Origin of the sequence: Streptomyces sp. NP160, assembly GCF_006335115.1 — a bacterium.
Taxonomy (GTDB): domain Bacteria; phylum Actinomycetota; class Actinomycetes; order Actinomycetales; family Quadrisphaeraceae; genus Quadrisphaera.
The window spans coordinates 37,275-53,886 of sequence record NZ_VDMJ01000031.1 but is presented as its reverse complement, the minus strand read 5'-3'; the positions used below and the strand labels follow the sequence as shown (position 1 = coordinate 53,886).

The window sequence follows — 16,612 nt, the reverse complement described above, 5'->3', positions numbered from 1 at the left end:
GTGATCATGGGCGGTTGGCCACCCCCTCAGGTCACAGGAGCGACCAGGCGCGGGTGAGCACGTCGCGCAGGGTGGCCTCGATGAGGTCGAAGTCGGCCTGGTCGGCGATGAGCGGCGGCGAGAGCTGGATGACGGGGTCGCCGCGGTCGTCGGCGCGGCAGTACAGGCCCGCCTCGAACAGCGCCGCGGACAGGAACCCGCGCAGCAGCCGCTCGGCCTCCTCACCGGTGAACGTCTCCCGGGTGGCCTTGTCCTTGACCAGCTCGATCCCGTAGAAGAAGCCCTCGCCGCGCACGTCTCCGACGATCGGCAGGTCGAGCAGCTTCTCCAGCGTCGCGCGGAACGCCGGCGCCTTCTCGTGCACGTGGGCGTTGAGGCCCTCGCGCTCGAAGAGGTCGAGGTTGGCCATGGCCACGGCGGCCGAGACCGGGTGCCCGCCGAAGGTGTAGCCGTGCGCGAAGGAGGTGTGGCCCTGCGCGAACGGCTCGTAGACCCGCTCGGAGGCGATGCACGCACCGATGGGGGAGTAGCCGCTGGTCATGCCCTTGGCGCAGGTGATGATGTCCGGGGTGTAGCCGAGGTCGGTGCAGGCGAACATCGACCCGATCCGGCCGAAGGCGCAGATGACCTCGTCGGAGACCAGCAGCACGTCGTGGCGGTCGCAGATCTCCCGCACCCGCTGGAAGTAGCCGGGCGGCGGCGGGAAGCACCCGCCGGAGTTCTGCACCGGCTCCAGGAAGACCGCGGCGACCGTCTCGGGTCCCTCGAACTCGATGGCCTCCTCGATGCGGTCCGCGGCCCAGCGGCCGAAGGCCTCCGGGTCGTCCCGCAGGTGCTCCGGCGCCCGGTAGGCGTTGGTGTTGGGCACGCGGAACCCGCCCGGGACCAGCGGCTCGAAGACGGCCTTGGCGGCGGGGATGCCCGTGATGGCCAGCGCGCCCTGCGGGGTGCCGTGGTAGGCCACCGAGCGGCTGATGACCTTGGTCTTCAGCGGCTTGCCCACCAGCTTGAAGTGGTTCTTGGCCAGCTTCCACGCCGTCTCGACCGCCTCGCCGCCGCCGGTCGTGAAGAAGACGCGGTCGAGGTCGCCCGGGGTGTAGGAGGCCAGGCGCTCGGCGAGGTCGATGGCCGGCGGGGTGGCGTAGGACCACAGCGGGAAGAACGCCAGCTCGCCCGCCTGCTTCGCGGCGGCCTCGGCCAGCTCGCGGCGGCCGTGGCCCGCCTGCACCGTGAACAGGCCGGCCAGGCCGTCGAAGTAGCGCTTGCCGGCGTCGTCGTAGATCCAGCAGCCCTCGCCCCGGGTGATCACCGGGACGCTGTGCTCCCAGGCGGACTGGCGGGTGAAGTGCCCCCACAGGTGGTCCCGCGCGGCCCGGGCCCGCAGGGTGCCCGCGGGCGTGAGGCCCCCGCTGGACGTCGCGGTGCCGGTGGAGGGCGTGCGGTCGAGCGGTGTCGTCGTCATCGGGTTCCCCAGTCGTAGCGCTGCTTGATGAGCTGCAGGTAGACGAGCGTCTCGGTGGACAGGACGCCCGGGACGGCGCGGATGCGCCGCGAGAGGAGGTCGAGCAGGCGGTCGTCGTCCTCGCAGACCACCTCGAGCAGGACGTCGAAGCTGCCGGCCGTCACCACCACGTAGGTGACCTCGTCGAGCTCGGCCAGTGCCGCGGCCACGTCACGGGTGTCACCGGAGCAGCGGACGCCGACCATCGCCTGGCGCGGGAAGCCGACCTGCAGGGGGTCGGTGACCGCGACGATCTGCATGACGCCGGCCTCGAGGAGCTTGGCCACGCGCTGCCGGACGGCGGCCTCGGACAGCCCGACGTCAGCGGCGATGGCGGCGTAGGAGCGCCGCCCGTCGGCCTGGAGGTGCTCGACGATGCGCTTGGAGATCTCGTCGAGCACAGGGGTGGAGCGGGCCGCCATGCCGCTGGAGCATGCCCGCTCACGGGCGCCCGCACAAGGTCGGGCGACGGTTTCCGTGGCATTGAGTGCTGTTCGCCACGGAAACCGTCGCCCGCCGGGGGTCCAGGACTGTCAGAGGCCGCCCACGGGCGGCGCACCCGTCTCGGGGACGAGCACCTCGGTCCTCTCGTTGAGGGTCTCGCCGCGGAAGAAGGCCCGGAGCCGGATGGCGCAGAGCAGCATCAGCGGCACGCCGAGCGCGAGCATGCCGACCCCCAGGACGAAGACGCCGCCGACGCCGCCGATGACCGTCTCGCCGTAGTCGCGGTGGGCCATGTCGTAGACGCTGTAGCCGAAGATCACCAGCATGAACAGGCCGCCCAGGAAGGGCAGGACCCCCCGCAGCCACAGGTGGGCCGCCGACTGCCGCAGCGTGCCGCGGAAGAACCAGACGCACGCGAAGCTCGTGATGCCGTAGTAGAACGCCACCGCGAGGCCGAGGCTGGCGATGGAGTCGGCCAGCGCGTTGGTGCTGATGAGCGAGAGCAGCACGTAGAAGCCGATGGCGGTGGCCCCCATGACGAGGGTGGAGAAGCTGGGGGTCTTGAAGCGCGGGTGGACGGTGCCGAAGCGCGCCGGCAGCGCCTCGTAGACCGCCATCGCCAGCGTGCCGCGGGCGGTGGGGAGGATCGTCGACTGGGTCGAGGCCGCCGCCGAGACGGCGATGGTGATCATCAGCAGGACGGCGAGGACGGAACCGCCGAGGGGGTCGCCGAGCACCGTGATGGTGTCGTCGGCGTTCTCGGGGTTGTTCAGGCCGATGCCCGCGTCGCCGAAGCCGCTGTAGGCCTGGATGGCCGTGGCGACGGCGGTGAACGTCACCACGAGGATGATCGTGGCGAGGGTGGCGGCGCGACCGGGGATGCGGTCGGGGTCCTTGCTCTCCTCGTTGACGGCCAGGCAGGCGTCCCAGCCCCAGTACAGGAAGATGCACAGCACGATGGCGGCCACCGCGTCGCCGAAGCCGATGCCGGTGGGGATGAACCAGCCGATCTCCGGGCGCACCGCCTGCGGGCCCGCGGAGCCGCTGTACACGGCGACGAGGGCCCACGCCGCGAGCACCACGAGGAAGAGGAACTGCCAGGCCACCAGCACGTTCTGCATCCGCTCGGACAGGAGGATGCCGCGGTAGCTCACGTAGGTCATGGCCGCGATGAACGCGACCGCGAAGGCCATCCGGCCCCACTGGCTCTCCGCGACACCGCCCAGGCCGACCACCTGCAGCGTGTAGATGGCGGCGATCTCGGCGACGTTGGCCAGCACGATGATGGCCGAGACGGCCACGCCCCAGCCGCCCATCCACCCGACGACCGGGCCGAAGGCCTTGGTCGCCCACGTGAAGGTGGTGCCGCAGTCGGGCACCGCCCTGTTGAGCTGCTGGTAGGCGATGGCGGTGAGCACCATGGGGATGAAGGCCACGATGAACATGGCCGGCGCCTTCTCGCCCACCCCCAGGTACCCGAGCGTGGCCGCCAGGCCGTACGCCGGGGCGGTCGAGGCGAGCCCGATGACGGTGTTGCCCCACAGCCCGAGCGTGCCGGTCGCCAGGCCCTTGCCCTCGCCCGTGCTCCTCGCAGCCGAGGCCCCTGCGCTGACTTCCGATGCCACGTCCACCTCCGGGTCGCCCTTCGCGGCCTGGGTTCACCGGCCTGAGGCGGCATCATGGCCCCCGGACGGCCGGAAGCGATAGCGGTCGAGCCCCAGAACAGCGATAACCTCCGCCGATGAGGATCCTGATCGTCGGTTCCGGAGGTGTGGGGGACGCGCTGGTGCGGATCCTCGCGCGCCGGTTCCGCACCGCGCCCTTCGCCGACGCCGTCGTCGTGGCCGACTACGACCTGGCCCGCGCCCAGCGCACCGCGGACGCCGTCCGCCAGCGCGAGGGTGCAGCCGCCGCCCGCTCCTTCAGCGCCGCGCGCGTCGACGCCTCCGACGCCGCCTCCGTGGAGGCCCTGGCCCGCGAGGTCGGCGCCACCCACGTCATGAACGCGGTGGACCCGCGCTTCGTCATGCCGATCTTCACCGGTGCTCTCGCCGCCGGCGCCGACTACCTCGACATGGCGATGTCGCTGTCGCGTCCGCACCCGACCGAGCCGTACGCGAAGACCGGCGTGAAGCTGGGCGACGAGCAGTTCGCCCTCGCGCAGCAGTGGGAGGACGCTGGCCGGCTCGCCCTGGTCGGCATCGGCGTGGAGCCCGGCCTGGCCGACGTCTTCGCCCGCCACGCCTGCGAGGACCTCTTCGAGACCGTCACCGAGCTGGGCGTGCGCGACGGCGCGAACCTCACCGTGGACGGCTACGAGTTCGCCCCCTCCTTCTCGATCTGGACCACCATCGAGGAGTGCCTGAACCCGCCCGTGGTCTGGCAGGACGGCGCGTGGAGCACGCTGCCCCCGTTCAGCGAGCCGGAGGTGTTCGACTTCCCCGGCGGCATCGGGCCGGTCGAGTGCGTGCACGTGGAGCACGAGGAGGTGCTCCTCATGCCGCGGTGGCTGCAGGCAGACCGCGTGACCTTCAAGTACGGGCTGGGCGAGGAGTTCATCGACGTCCTCAAGACCCTGCGCAAGCTCGGCCTGGACCGCACCGAGCCCCTCAGCGTCAAGGGCGTGCAGGTGAGCCCGCGCGACGTGGTCGCGGCCTCCCTGCCCGACCCGGCCACCCTCGGGCCGCTCATGAGGGGCGCCACCTGCGCAGGGCTGCTCGTCACCGGCACCGGGAAGGGCGAGGGCTTCGCGGGGCGCCCCCGCGAGGTCTACCTGCACCACGTGGTCGACAACGCGTGGTCGATGGAGGAGTTCGGCGCCCAGTGCGTGGTCTGGCAGACCGCCGTGAACCCCGCCGTGGCGCTGGAGCTGCTCGCTGACGGCCGCTGGTCCGGCGCGGGGGTGCTCGGGCCGGAGGCGCTGCCGCACCGGCCCTTCCTTGACCTGCTCGCCGCGGACGACGGCTACGCCAGCCCGTGGGGGATGCAGGAGCGGACCCCCTCGTCGTCCTGAGCCTCGGGCAGCCTGCTCGTCGTGGACACCTCCCGATGGGGCCTGCCGGTCGAGCGCGTGGAGCGCAACCCCCGCGCCGCACCGCTGCCTCCCGGGTCGTGGCCCATGACGGTGCCCGCGGTCGCGCAGCTGGTGGAGGAAGGGCTCGACCTGGGCCCGGCCACCGTGCTCGTGGGGGAGAACGGCGCGGGCAAGTCCACCGTGCTCGAGGGGATCGCCTGGGCCTGCGGTCTGGACAGCCGCGGCGGCTCGGCCAACACCCGCGCGATGGTCACCCAGGACGACCCCGACCCCGTGGGGCGGGTGCTGCGGGTGCGACGCGGGCACGGCGCAGGGCGGTGGGGGTTCTTCCTGCGCGCCGAGACCATGCACCAGGTGTTCGACACCGTCGGGGGGAGCCGCGACGACCCCGACGACTTCCACGCCATGAGCCACGGCGAGGCGTTCAACGCCCTGCTGGGCACCCAGCGCTACCTCGGTCCCGGGTTCTACTGCTTCGACGAGCCCGAGAGCGCGCTCTCGTTCACGAGCCAGCTGGCGCTGGTCGCGCAGCTTGCCGACCTGGCCGCCACCGGCACCGCCCAGGTGCTGGTGGCGACCCACTCACCGCTGCTGGCCGCCCTGCCGGGCGCCCGGGTGCTGCTGGTCGATGACGACGGGCTGACCGACGTCCCCTGGGACTCCCTTCCACTGGTGGCGCACTGGCGGGCGTTCATGGACGACCCCCGCCGCTACCTGCGCCACCTGTGACGGGCGCCCGGCGGGCTGGGTCAGGGACGCCCTCCGGCGTTGCTCCCGGTGGTCGGGGTGGTCGGGGTGGTCGGGGTGAGCGGGGTGGTCGACCCCGGCTGGGAGGTGCCCGCCGTCCCGGCGGTGGTGGTCGTGCTGGTGGTGGAGGTGCCGGTCGTGCCGGAGCCGGAGCCGGGCAGCTTGTCCTTCACCGACTGCACGGTGGAGCTGTTCGCCGCGGCGTCCTTGGCGCTGGCCGCGGCGCTCTTGGCGGTGTCGACGGCGGCGGTCTGGGCCTGGTCGACCTTGGACTTCACCTTCGGGTCGTTCCAGAGGCGCGAGACCTGCGCGGCGATCTGGTCGTAGCGCTCACGGCCCGCCCGGGCGCCGAGCACGTAGCCGATCGCGGCGCCGACGAGGAGCGACTTCTTGCCCACGGGGTTCCTCCAGGAGTGAAGAGGGCTGCTGTCCCGGTGTTCTCCAGGTGGACCACGTGTCTACCGCGAGAGGGGGCGCCTGGCACCCTGGCGCGGTGACGCAGCTCGTGCTGGTGGAGGCCGCCTACGACAGCCCGCTGGTGCAGGACCTCGTGGCGGAGGTGCAGGCGGAGTACGTCCAGCGCTACGGGGGCCCCGACGACACGCCCCTCAGCCCGGCCGAGTTCGCCCCGCCCGGGGGCGCCTTCCTCGTGGCGCTGCTCGACGGCGAGGCCGTCGGCACGGCGGGTCTGCGCGACCACGGCGACGGCGACGTCGAGCTCAAGCGGATGTACGTGCGCGCCGCCCACCGGCGTCGGGGCCACGCGCGCCGGCTGCTCGCGGAGGTCGAGGAGCGGGCGCGGGCGCTCGGCCACCGGCGGCTGGTGCTGGAGACGGGGCAGATGCAGCCCGAGGCCGTGGCGCTCTACCGCAGCGCGGGGTACGAGCCGATCGCGCCCTACGGCCACTACGCGGACTCCCCGCACAGCATCCACCTCGGCAAGGCCCTCGGCCCCGTCGGCTGACCGGCGGTCCACCGGCGCGGACGCCCGGGCCGTCCGACCACGGGATGACGCGGGCACCGGCCCGGACCCTCCCCGGGTCGGTCGCGCGGGCGCGCAGCGCCCCGGCAGGGTCGTCGTCGTGGTCGACCTGCGCCAGGAAGCCGGCAGCGGACCGCGGCCCGACGAGGCCGCGAGCTCGCTGCGCGTCAGCGTGCTCGAGCGCGAGCCGGACCTGCCGGGCTGGGCCCAGGCGGACCCGGCGTGGTCGCCGCTGGTGCTCGGCTGGAGCGACCCCAGCGGCGAGCCCGTGGGGGACGCGCTGGTGCTGCGCCGCCGCGTCCCCGGCAGCCGGCGCTTCCTGGCGCTGCTGCCCGAGCCCCCGCGGCTGGGCGGGCTGGAGCGCGAGGCCTCCCTGTGGCGCCCGCCGGCGGTCGCGCTGCTGAGGGCGCTGGGGGCGTTCGCCGTGCGGATCGGCCTCGGGGCGCCGTCGGCCTCGCACGCCGTGCCGGAGCTGGCCAGCGCCGGTGAGCCGGACGGGTGGCTCCCAGCGGATCACCGCTGAAGATCCAGCACCCTCTCAGCGCGCTCACGAGGATGGCCCCGTGAGCCTGACCGGGCCCCTCGTGCAGTGGGGGAGCATCGCCGTCGCCGCCGCGGCCTTCGTCGTCGTCGTCGCCCTCTGGGCGCGCCTGGCGCGGCGCGGGGTGCTGGCGGTGGTGGCGCGCGGAACAGCGCTCGTGGGGGTCAACCTGCTCGTGGTCTTCGCGATGCTCGTCTCCGCCAACGACCACTTCGCGTTCTACAGCGGCTGGAACGACCTGCTCGGCGCGAACGCCGACGCCGTGGTGCGCACCAGGGGGGCCGTCCGCGGCACCGAGACGGCCGCCCAGCAGGACGCCCTGCAGGCCGGCACCACCCACCCCACGAGCCCTCGGGGCACCCCCGTGGAGGGCTACGGGGACCGCGTCCAGCAGCTCACCGTCACCGGTGCGGACGGCACCACCGGCACCGTGCTCGTCGTGCTGCCGCACGGCTACGACGACCCCTCCCAGGCCAGCACCACCTACCCCGTCGTGGTGGCGCTGCACGGCTACCCGGGCGACCCCCGGCAGTGGCTCACCGCGCTGGACGTGCGGCCCGCCGTGGAGGTGGCGGTGAAGTCGGGCCAGATGGCCGACCTGATCGTCGTCATCCCGGACCTGGAGATCCCCGCCGGCCGCGACACCGAGTGCCTCGACGGCCCTCCGGGGCAGCCCCAGGTGGAGACCTGGCTGAGCAGCGCTCTGCCGAAGGCGGTCGAGGCCAGCTACCGCGCCCGGACCAGCCCGCAGGCCTGGGCGGCCATGGGCTTCTCCATGGGCGGCTGGTGCGCCGCGGAGATGGCGGTGCTGCACCCGCAGCAGTACGGCGCGGGCATCGTCATGGGCGGCTACTTCCGCTACGACCCGAGCAGCGACTACGTGCCGTTCTCCCCGGACAGCCCGCAGGCGCGGGCGCACGACCTCGTGGCCGTGGCCGCGGAGGCACCGCCCGCCGCCTCCCTGTTCGTGGCCTCCAGCAGGGACGACCCCGAGAGCTGGCCCAGCACCAAGGCGTTCCTCGCCGCCGTCAGGGCGCCGATGTCGGTGACCTCGCTCGTCGCCAAGACCGGCGGCCACCGCAGCGCGGTGTGGGCCGCGCAGATGCCGCAGGCGCTGGCGTGGCTGGGCAGGACGGTGCCGGGCTTCGCCCCGTCGGGCGCGCCCGCCCCGTAGCCGCCGGCCCTCAGAGCTGGGCGGCGCTGGTGTCGCAGGTGCCGGGGTCGCCCGAGTCGTAGCCGGTGGAGAACCACCGCTGGCGCTGCTCGGCGGTGCCGTGCGTGTACGTCTCCGGGTCGGTGCGGCCGGTGGCCGCCTCCTGGATCCGGTCGTCACCGACGGACGCCGCCGCTGACAGCGCGTCGGAGACGTCGGTCTGCGTCAGCGGCTGCAGCAGCGGCCGGCCGGTGTCCGGGTCGGGCGTGGACGCGGCGTGGTGCGCCCACACCCCGGCGAAGCAGTCGGCCTGCAGCTCGCTGCGCACCGCGGCCGAGTCCGCCCCGGCCCGGTCGCCCTGGACGGCGGCGAGCAGGCCCTGCTGGTCCTGCACGGCGTGCCCGAACTCGTGCGCCACCACGTACTCCTGCGCGAGCGGCCCGCCGCTGGCGCCGAACCTGTCGGTCAGCTCCTGGAAGAAGGCCGTGTCGAAGTACGCCGTCCGGTCGCCTGGGCAGTAGAACGGGCCCACCTCGCTCGTGGCGTCCCCGCAGGCCGTGCTGACGGCGCCGGTGAAGAGCGTGAGCTGCGGCGGTGCGTACTCACCGGGCAGCAGCTGCCCCCACACGGCGTCGAGCGACTCGGCGGTGGCGATGACGCGGCAGTCGACGTCCTCGTTGGCCGCCTGCCCGGACGTGCAGTCCTGGAAGGCCTCGTCACCGCTGACGGCCTGGCCCTGCTGGCCCCCGCCGGAGCTGGCCTGCTGGCCGCCGGTGATGCCGGACAGGTCCACGCCGAAGTAGGCGCCCACCAGCAGGAGCAGCAGGCCGCCGATGCCGCCCCCCACGGCGACGCCGCGCCTCCCACCGCCACCGCCGCGCGATGCGCGGCCGGGGTCGATCCTGCCGCCGGGGTCGAACGTCACCCCGGCAGCGTGGACCCGACCGGGTCAGCCCGCCAGCGCTGACAGCACCGCCGTCTCGAGGACGTCGAGGGCGTCGTCGAGGAGGGCCGGCTCGATGGTCAGCGGCGGCAGGAACCGCAGCACGTTGCCGTACGTGCCGCAGGTCAGCGTGACCACGCCGGCCGCGTGGCACGCGGCGCTGATGGCGGCGGCGCCGGCGGCGTCGGGCGCGAGCGTGGCGACGCCGCCCTCGGTCTGCACCACCTCGATCGCCAGCATGGCGCCGCGCCCGCGCACGTCGCCGATGCCGGGGCGCTGCGCCTTCAGCGCGAGCAGCCGCGGCACCATCCGCTCCTCGATGCTGCGGGCCGCGCCCACGAGGTCGAGGTCGGCCATCGCCTCCAGCGCGCCCAGCGCCGCGGCGCACGCCACCGGGTTGCCGCCGTAGGTGCCGCCGAGGCCACCGGTGTGCACGGCGTCCATGGCGTCGGCGCGCCCCACCACGCCGGCCAGCGGCAGCCCTCCGGCCACGCCCTTGGCGATGGTGACCAGGTCCGGGCGGACGCCCTCGCGCTCGCAGGCGAAGACGTCGCCCGTGCGCGCGAAGCCGGTCTGCACCTCGTCCGCGACGAACAGCGCGCCGTTCTCGCGGCACCAGGCGGCCAGGGCGGGGAGGAAGCCGGGGGCGGGCTCGACGAAGCCGCCCTCGCCCTGGACGGGCTCGATGACGACGCACGCCACCTGGTCGGCGCCCACCTGCGCCTCGATGACGGCGATCGCGCGGGCCGCGGCCTGCTCGCCGGTCATGCCCTCCGGGTCGCGGAAGGGGTAGCTCATGGGGGCGCGGTAGACCTCGCCCGCGAACGGCCCGAAGCCCTTCTTGTAGGGCATGGCCTTGGCGGTCATGGCCATCGTGAGGTTGGTGCGGCCGTGGTAGGCGTGGTCGAAGACGACGACGGCGTCGCGGCCGGTGGCGTGCCGGGCGATCTTCACGGCGTTCTCAACGGCCTCGGAGCCGGTGTTGAACAGCGCGGCCTTGGCGGGCCCGTCGACCGGGGCCAGCCGCACGAGCGCCTCGCACACGGCCACGTACTCCTCGTAGGGGGTGACCATGAAGCAGGTGTGGGTGAAGTCGGCCACCTGCTGCTGCACGCGGTCCACCACGCGCGGCTGGGCGTGGCCGACGTTCACCACCGCGATGCCGGCGCCCAGGTCGATGAGCTGGTTGCCGTCCGCGTCGAGCAGCACGGCGCCCTCGCCGCGCTCCACGAACACCGGCAGCGTCGAGCCGACGCCCCTGCTCACCGCGGCGAGGCGCCGCTCCTGCAGCGCCCTCGAGCGCGGGCCGGGGACCTCGGTGACGAGCCTGCGGACCTGCTCGAGCGGCTCGCGGGAGGTCCCGGTGGACGAGCGGGGGTCGGCCGTGGTGGTCATGGCGGCCAGGCTAGGCCGGTCGGCGCCTCCGGTGCAGCCCCCAGAGCACCCAGCCGCTGCCCCCGACCAGACCCAGGCTGACCGCCCGGTAGAGCACGTCGGCGGCCAGGGCCTCGCCGGGCGTCGCACCGGCCGTGACCAGCCCCACCGTGAGCGCGGCGTCCACCACGCCCAGCCCCGCCGGCACCAGCGGGAAGGACGCCGCAGCCATGGCCGCGGTGTAGGCCAGCAGCACGTGCTCGGGCCTCAGGTCGTCGAGGCCCGCAGCCGTGCAGCACAGCCACAGCGCCGCCGCGTCCAGCATCCAGTTGGCCAGCGCCCCCGCGCCCGCCCAGACCCACGTGACCGGGCGGACCCTCACCGCCGCCAGGCCGTGGACCCCCTCGTGCACCCGGTGTAGCGCGGCGCCCGTGCGGGGACGGCGTCCCGAGAGGCGCGCGAGCCCCGCGGTGGTGACGTCGTGGACCGTCGACGCCCACCCCCGGTGGGCGCCCAGCAGCCGCGCCGCCACCACGACGACGACGAAGACCGCGGCCGCCGCCAGCAGGTGCCCGAGGTCTCCGCGCGCGCCGGTCCAGACGCCGGCGGCCGCGCCGAGCAGGGCCAGCGCCGCCGACGAGAGCACCCCGCTGACGGCGATCACCCAGGTCGCCGTCGGGCGCGGGGCACCGAGCGCGGTCATCCGCGCGAAGTTGTGCGCGGTGGAGAACACCGGGCCGCCGGGCAGGGAGATGCTCAGCGAGTGCGCCTCGAAGGCGAGGGCGGTGGTGGGCCACCGCCGGGCCGAGCGCCGCGGCACGCCCGCACCGAGCAGCAGCCGCCGCTGCATCACCGCGTACGCCAGCATGGAGGCCAGGTCGACCACGGCCGCCAGCCCCAGCGCCCACCAGACCGGGTCGCTCACGGCGCGCAGCGCCCGCAGCACGTCGCGGCGACCGGCCACCAGCTCGACCACGACCACGCCCAGCAGCAGCACCACGAGCGCCCAGCGCGTGAGGCGCCACCACGAGGGGGCCGGTCTCGCCGCGACGGCCGTGCTGCTCACGGCCCCATCATGGGCGCGCGAGGATGGGTGCGTGAGCAGCACGCGCGACGTCGTCCTCCTCGGTTCCACCGGGTCGATCGGCACGCAGGCCGAGGACGTCGTCGTCAGCGCACCCGAGCGCTTCCGCGTGGTGGCCGTGGCCGCCGGCGGGTCCGACCCCGCGCGGCTGCGGCAGCTGGCCGAGCAGGCGGCGCGCCTGGACGTGCAGGCCGTCGGCGTGGCCGACCCCACCGCGGAGCCCGTGCTGCGCGAGCACCTGTCCACCGCCGCCCGCGAGGCCGGGCGCCCCGGCTGGGCGCCGGAGGTGCTGGCGGGGCCGGAGGCCGCGGTCGAGCTGGCCCGCCGGCCCGCCGACGTCGTCCTCAACGGCATGACGGGCTCGGTGGGCCTGCGGCCCACGCTCGCCGCCCTGGAGGCGGGCACCACCCTCGCGCTGGCCAACAAGGAGTCGCTGGTGGTGGGCGGACCGCTGGTCAAGGCCCTCGCCGCGCCCGGCCAGGTGGTGCCGGTCGACTCCGAGCACTCCGCCCTCGCCCAGTGCCTGCGCGGCGGCAGCCCCGACGAGGTGCGCCGGCTGGTGCTCACGGCGTCGGGCGGGCCGTTCCGCGGGCGCTCGCGGGAGTCGCTGGCCGGCGTCACCCCGGAGCAGGCGCTGGCCCACCCCACGTGGGCGATGGGCCCGGTGGTCACCACCAACTCCGCGACCATGGTCAACAAGGCCCTGGAGGTGGTGGAGGCGCACCTGCTCTTCGACCTCCCGCTGGAGCGCATCGACGTCGTCGTCCACCCGCAGTCGGTGGTGCACTCGATGGTGGAGTTCACCGACGGCTCGACCCTCGCCCAGTGCTCACCCCCGGACATGCGCCTGCCGATATCCCTGGGCATGGGGTGGCCCGACCGCGTGGAGCGCGCCGACTACGGCATCGACTGGACGCAGGCGACCGCGTGGACCTTCGAGCCGCTCGACGAGCAGGCGTTCCCCGCCGTGGCCCTCGCCCGGTCGGCCGCGACCGCGGGCGGGACCGCACCGGCGGTGTTCAACGCCGCCAACGAGGAGTGCGTGGCGGCGTTCCTCGCACGGAGGCTGCCCTTCCTGGGCATCGTGGACACCGTCACCGCCGTGGTGGGGGAGCACAGCGCGCTCCCAGGTGAGGGGCTGACGGTGGACGACGTGCTGGCGGCGGAGGACTGGGCGCGCACGCGCGCCCGCGAGCTGGTGGGGGTCTGAGGGGTGGGCTCGGTGGGCGAGGTCGTGGCGTGGGTCGTCGGGGTCGGGGTGTTCGTCCTCGGCCTGGGGGTCTCCATCGCGCTGCACGAGGTCGGGCACCTGCTGCCGGCCAAGCGGTTCGGCGTGAAGGTGACGCAGTACATGGTGGGCTTCGGGCCCACCCTGTGGTCGCGCCGGCGCGGTGAGACCGAGTACGGCGTCAAGGCCGTCCCGCTGGGCGGCTACGTGCGCATGGTCGGCATGTACGCCCCGCTCACCGCCGTGGTGGAGGAGCGCGTCGACGACGAGGCCCGCGCCCTGGAGGGCGACCGGGCCGCCGCGGACCGCGTGCGCCGCGAGCGGCGCCAGGGCCCGTTCGCGCAGATGGCCGCCGACGCGCGCGCCCAGGCCGCCGAGGAGGTGGTGCCCGGGGAGGAGCACCGCTCCTTCCACCGCCTGCCCGTGCGCAAGCGCATCGTCATCATGCTCGGCGGTCCGGTGGTCAACCTCGTCATCGCCACGGTGCTGCTCGGCGCCTACACCACCACCACCGGCCTGCCCGAGACCACGCCCGTGGTGAGCTCGGTCTCCCAGTGCGTGCTGCCCGCGGGCAGCACGCAGACCGAGTGCGCCGCCGACGACCCCGCCAGCCCCGCCGCGCAGGCCGGGCTGCAGCAGGGCGACCGCATCGTCTCCGTGGACGGCGTCGCCGCGGACGGCGACTGGACCCGCGTCCAGCAGGCCATCCGGGCCTCGGCCGACAGGACCGTCCCGATCGTCGTCGAGCGCGGCGGGCAGCAGCTCACCCTGCAGGCGCCGATCATCCCCAACGAGGTGGCGCGGGTCTCCTCCTCGGGCGCGGTGGAGACCGGCGCCGACGGGCAGGTGCTCACCGACCGGGTCGGCTTCCTGGGCGTCACGCCCACCACCGAGGTGGTGGCCCAGCCCGTCACCGCGGTCCCCGGGTTCGTGGCGGAGCAGACCTGGAGCGTCGCCAAGATCGTGCTGACGCTGCCGCAGCGCATGGTCGGGGTGGCGCAGGCCGCCTTCGGCGACGGGCCGCGGGACCCCAACGGCCCGATCGGCATCGTGGGCGTCGGGCGGCTCTCGGGGGAGATCGCCAGCAGCGACCTCTTCACCTCCACCGGCCAGCGGGTGGCCGCCATCGTGTCGGTGCTCGGGTCGCTGAACCTCGCGCTGTTCGTCTTCAACCTCGTGCCGCTGCTGCCGCTGGACGGCGGCCACGTGGCCGGGGCGCTGTGGGAGGGCGCCCGCCGGAAGGTGGCCTCCTGGCGCGGCCGCCCCGACCCCGGGCCGTTCGACCTCGCCAAGCTGCTGCCCGTCACCTACGCGGTCACGCTGGTGATCATCGCCATGTCCGGGCTGCTGCTCTACGCCGACGTCGTGAGGCCGATCACCCTGGGATGAGGCCCGCGGGCGGCGGGGGATACTGGTCGCATGGCATCGGTCCCGGTCAGCCTCGGCATGCCGAGCGTCAAGGAGGCGCCGCCCGTCCTGGCGCCCCGTCGTCCCACCCGGCAGATCAAGGTCGGCTCCGTCGGGGTCGGCAGCGAGTCGCCGGTGAGCGTGCAGTCCATGACGACGACGCCGACGACGAACATCAACGCCACGCTGCAGCAGATCGCCGAGCTGACCGCGTCCGGGTGCGACATCGTGCGCGTCGCCTGCCCCAGCCAGGACGACGCCGACGTGCTGCACATCATCGCCAAGAAGTCGCAGATCCCCGTGATCGCCGACATCCACTTCCAGCCGAAGTACGTCTTCACGGCCATCGAGGCCGGATGCGCCGCGGTCCGCGTGAACCCGGGCAACATCCGCAAGTTCGACGACCAGGTCAAGGAGATCGCCCGCGCGGCGAAGGACCACGGCACCTCGATCCGGATCGGCGTCAACGCCGGCTCCCTCGACAAGCGCCTCCTGGACAAGTACGGCAAGCCCACCCCGGAGGCCCTCGTGGAGTCCGCGGTGTGGGAGGCCTCGCTGTTCGAGGAGCACGACTTCCACGACTTCAAGATCTCCGTCAAGCACAACGACCCCGTGGTCATGGTGCGGGCCTACGAGCTCCTCGCCGAGAAGGGCGACTGGCCGCTGCACCTCGGCGTGACGGAGGCCGGCCCCGCCTTCCAGGGCACCATCAAGTCGGCCACGGCCTTCGGCGCGCTGCTGAGCAAGGGCATCGGCGACACCATCCGCGTCTCGCTGTCCGCGCCTCCGGTCGAGGAGGTCAAGGTCGGCATCCAGATCCTGCAGTCGCTGAACCTGCGCGAGCGCAAGCTCGAGATCGTGTCCTGCCCCTCCTGCGGGCGGGCCCAGGTGGACGTCTACACCCTCGCCGACGAGGTCACCGCCGGCCTGGAGGGCATGAGCGTGCCGCTGCGCGTGGCCGTCATGGGCTGCGTCGTCAACGGTCCCGGCGAGGCCCGCGAGGCCGACCTCGGCGTCGCCTCCGGCAACGGCAAGGGGCAGATCTTCGTCAAGGGGCAGGTCATCAAGACCGTCCCCGAGCACGACATCGTCGCCACCCTCATCGAGGAGGCCAACCGCCTGGCCGCCGAGATGGGCGAGGTCGAGGGCGCCGCTCCCTCCGTCTCCGTCGGCTGACGGTGCGCTGAGGGCCGGCTGGACGTGGTCGGTCGCCGGGCCGGCGGCGCGCTGGGCGGGCCGATCGGGAACCTCCCCGGTCGCGGGCTCCGCGCGGACCGGCAGGATGCCGCTGTGTTCCGCAGCCCGCTGCGCGTCCTCGACGACGCCGACCGCGCCGACGTCCTCGCGCTGTGCGCGCAGGACCCGGTGGCGAGCATCTTCGTCACGAGCCGCGTGGCCGCCGTGGGCGCTGCACCCGCCCGGCTGGGCGGGCAGCTGTGGGGCTGGGGCGGCCCGGGCCGCCTGACCGGCATCTGCTGGGACGGCGCCAACCTCGTGCCCGTGCTGAGCACCTCGATGCCGCCGGCCGAGCAGGCGCAGGCCCTGGACGCCTTCGCCGCGCGCGCACGGCGCGCCGGCCGCCGGTGCTCGTCCCTGGTCGGCTCGGCACCCGCGGTCCTGGGGCTGTGGGACCGGCTGCAGGGCAGCTGGGGACCGGCCCGCGACGTTCGGCCCGACCAGCCGCTCATGGCCATCCGCACCCCGCCGCTGGTCGCGCCCGACACCGAGGTGCGTCGCGCCACCGCCGAGGACCTCGACGTCCTGGTCCCCGCCTGCATCGCCATGTTCACCGAGGAGGTCGGCTACTCGCCGACGGTCGGCGACGGCGGCGCCACGTACCGCCGCCGGGTGGAGGAGCTGGTGACCGCCGGCCGCTCCTACGTGCGCATCGAGGGCACCGGGAGCTCGCGCGAGGTGGTCTTCAAGGCCGAGCTCGGGGCCGTCGCGCCCGGGGTCGCGCAGGTGCAGGGCGTGTGGGTGCACCCCGAGCACCGCGGGCGCGGCATCGCGGAGCCGGGCATGGCCGCCGTCGTCCTGTCGACCCAGGCTGCCGGGTACCCCGTGGTCAGCCTCTACGTGAACGACTACAACACGCGGGCGGTCAGGGCCTACGAGGCCGTGGGGTTCGAGCGCGTGGGCACCTTCGCGACCGTCCTGTTCTGAGGCCCGTCCAG

At 74.2% G+C, this 16,612-nt stretch carries 16 protein-coding genes; 9 read left to right on the top strand and 7 right to left on the bottom strand.

The window, feature by feature from the left end; translation table 11 throughout:
• Positions 1-31: 31 nt before the first annotated feature.
• The 3 genes from FHN55_RS16345 to FHN55_RS16335 all read right to left on the bottom strand — a co-directional run bounded on the left by FHN55_RS16345 (position 32) and on the right by FHN55_RS16335 (position 3,570).
• Positions 32-1,462, bottom strand: a complete 1,431-nt coding sequence (locus FHN55_RS16345) for an aspartate aminotransferase family protein (RefSeq protein WP_139713397.1) — start codon at positions 1,460-1,462, stop codon at positions 32-34.
• Positions 1,459-1,923, bottom strand: coding sequence for an Lrp/AsnC family transcriptional regulator (locus FHN55_RS16340; protein WP_139713396.1), 465 nt, complete (start codon positions 1,921-1,923; stop codon positions 1,459-1,461). The genes FHN55_RS16345 and FHN55_RS16340 overlap by 4 nt, the downstream gene beginning before the upstream one ends.
• 111 nt (positions 1,924-2,034) lie before the next feature.
• A complete protein-coding gene (locus tag FHN55_RS16335; RefSeq protein WP_139713395.1) occupies positions 2,035-3,570 on the bottom strand; it encodes an APC family permease in 1,536 nt (511 codons plus the stop codon).
• A gap of 116 nt (positions 3,571-3,686) precedes the next feature.
• Between FHN55_RS16335 and FHN55_RS16330 the strand changes: the two genes are divergently transcribed.
• Positions 3,687-4,958, top strand: a complete 1,272-nt coding sequence (locus FHN55_RS16330) for a saccharopine dehydrogenase family protein (protein WP_139713394.1) — start codon at positions 3,687-3,689, stop codon at positions 4,956-4,958.
• A 21-nt stretch (positions 4,959-4,979) separates the two neighbouring features.
• The gene (locus tag FHN55_RS16325; RefSeq protein ID WP_257571062.1) at positions 4,980-5,708 is read left to right on the top strand and encodes an AAA family ATPase; all 729 of its coding nucleotides are present in this window, start codon (positions 4,980-4,982) and stop codon (positions 5,706-5,708) included.
• A 20-nt stretch (positions 5,709-5,728) separates the two neighbouring features.
• Here the strand turns inward: FHN55_RS16325 and FHN55_RS16320 are convergent, their stop codons facing one another.
• Entirely contained in the window at positions 5,729-6,124 is a 396-nt protein-coding gene (locus FHN55_RS16320; RefSeq protein ID WP_139713393.1) for a hypothetical protein, read from the bottom strand.
• Positions 6,125-6,219: 95 nt separating this feature from the next.
• On the opposite strand from FHN55_RS16320, the gene FHN55_RS16315 reads away from it, so the two are divergent.
• The 3 genes from FHN55_RS16315 to FHN55_RS16305 all read left to right on the top strand — a co-directional run bounded on the left by FHN55_RS16315 (position 6,220) and on the right by FHN55_RS16305 (position 8,423).
• Positions 6,220-6,690: a GNAT family N-acetyltransferase gene (locus tag FHN55_RS16315; RefSeq protein ID WP_257571061.1), complete on the top strand. Its 471-nt coding sequence runs from the start codon at positions 6,220-6,222 to the stop codon at positions 6,688-6,690.
• A gap of 118 nt (positions 6,691-6,808) precedes the next feature.
• On the top strand, positions 6,809-7,231 hold the full coding sequence (locus FHN55_RS16310; RefSeq protein WP_139713392.1) for a hypothetical protein: 423 nt from the start codon (positions 6,809-6,811) through the stop codon (positions 7,229-7,231).
• Between the two features lie 40 nt (positions 7,232-7,271).
• Entirely contained in the window at positions 7,272-8,423 is a 1,152-nt protein-coding gene (locus tag FHN55_RS16305; RefSeq protein WP_139713391.1) for an esterase family protein, read from the top strand.
• A gap of 10 nt (positions 8,424-8,433) precedes the next feature.
• Here the strand turns inward: FHN55_RS16305 and FHN55_RS16300 are convergent, their stop codons facing one another.
• The 3 genes from FHN55_RS16300 to FHN55_RS16290 are packed head-to-tail and all read right to left on the bottom strand — an operon-like array spanning position 8,434 to position 11,785.
• Positions 8,434-9,327: a neutral zinc metallopeptidase gene (locus FHN55_RS16300; protein WP_139713390.1), complete on the bottom strand. Its 894-nt coding sequence runs from the start codon at positions 9,325-9,327 to the stop codon at positions 8,434-8,436.
• Between the two features lie 24 nt (positions 9,328-9,351).
• On the bottom strand, positions 9,352-10,740 hold the full coding sequence (gene gabT, locus FHN55_RS16295) for a 4-aminobutyrate--2-oxoglutarate transaminase (protein WP_139713389.1): 1,389 nt from the start codon (positions 10,738-10,740) through the stop codon (positions 9,352-9,354).
• Positions 10,741-10,750: 10 nt separating this feature from the next.
• Positions 10,751-11,785, bottom strand: coding sequence for a YbhN family protein (locus tag FHN55_RS16290; protein ID WP_180357895.1), 1,035 nt, complete (start codon positions 11,783-11,785; stop codon positions 10,751-10,753).
• Positions 11,786-11,816: 31 nt separating this feature from the next.
• On the opposite strand from FHN55_RS16290, the gene dxr reads away from it, so the two are divergent.
• From dxr to FHN55_RS16270, 4 genes are all read left to right on the top strand, one after another.
• Entirely contained in the window at positions 11,817-13,013 is a 1,197-nt protein-coding gene (gene dxr, locus FHN55_RS16285; RefSeq protein ID WP_257571060.1) for a 1-deoxy-D-xylulose-5-phosphate reductoisomerase, read from the top strand.
• A gap of 12 nt (positions 13,014-13,025) precedes the next feature.
• Positions 13,026-14,420, top strand: coding sequence for a site-2 protease family protein (locus tag FHN55_RS16280; RefSeq protein ID WP_218974741.1), 1,395 nt, complete (start codon positions 13,026-13,028; stop codon positions 14,418-14,420).
• Positions 14,421-14,477: 57 nt separating this feature from the next.
• Entirely contained in the window at positions 14,478-15,614 is a 1,137-nt protein-coding gene (ispG, locus tag FHN55_RS16275; RefSeq protein WP_218974750.1) for a flavodoxin-dependent (E)-4-hydroxy-3-methylbut-2-enyl-diphosphate synthase, read from the top strand.
• Positions 15,615-15,728: 114 nt separating this feature from the next.
• A complete protein-coding gene (locus FHN55_RS16270; protein WP_139713385.1) occupies positions 15,729-16,601 on the top strand; it encodes a DUF4081 domain-containing GNAT family N-acetyltransferase in 873 nt (290 codons plus the stop codon).
• Positions 16,602-16,612: the final 11 nt, after the last annotated feature.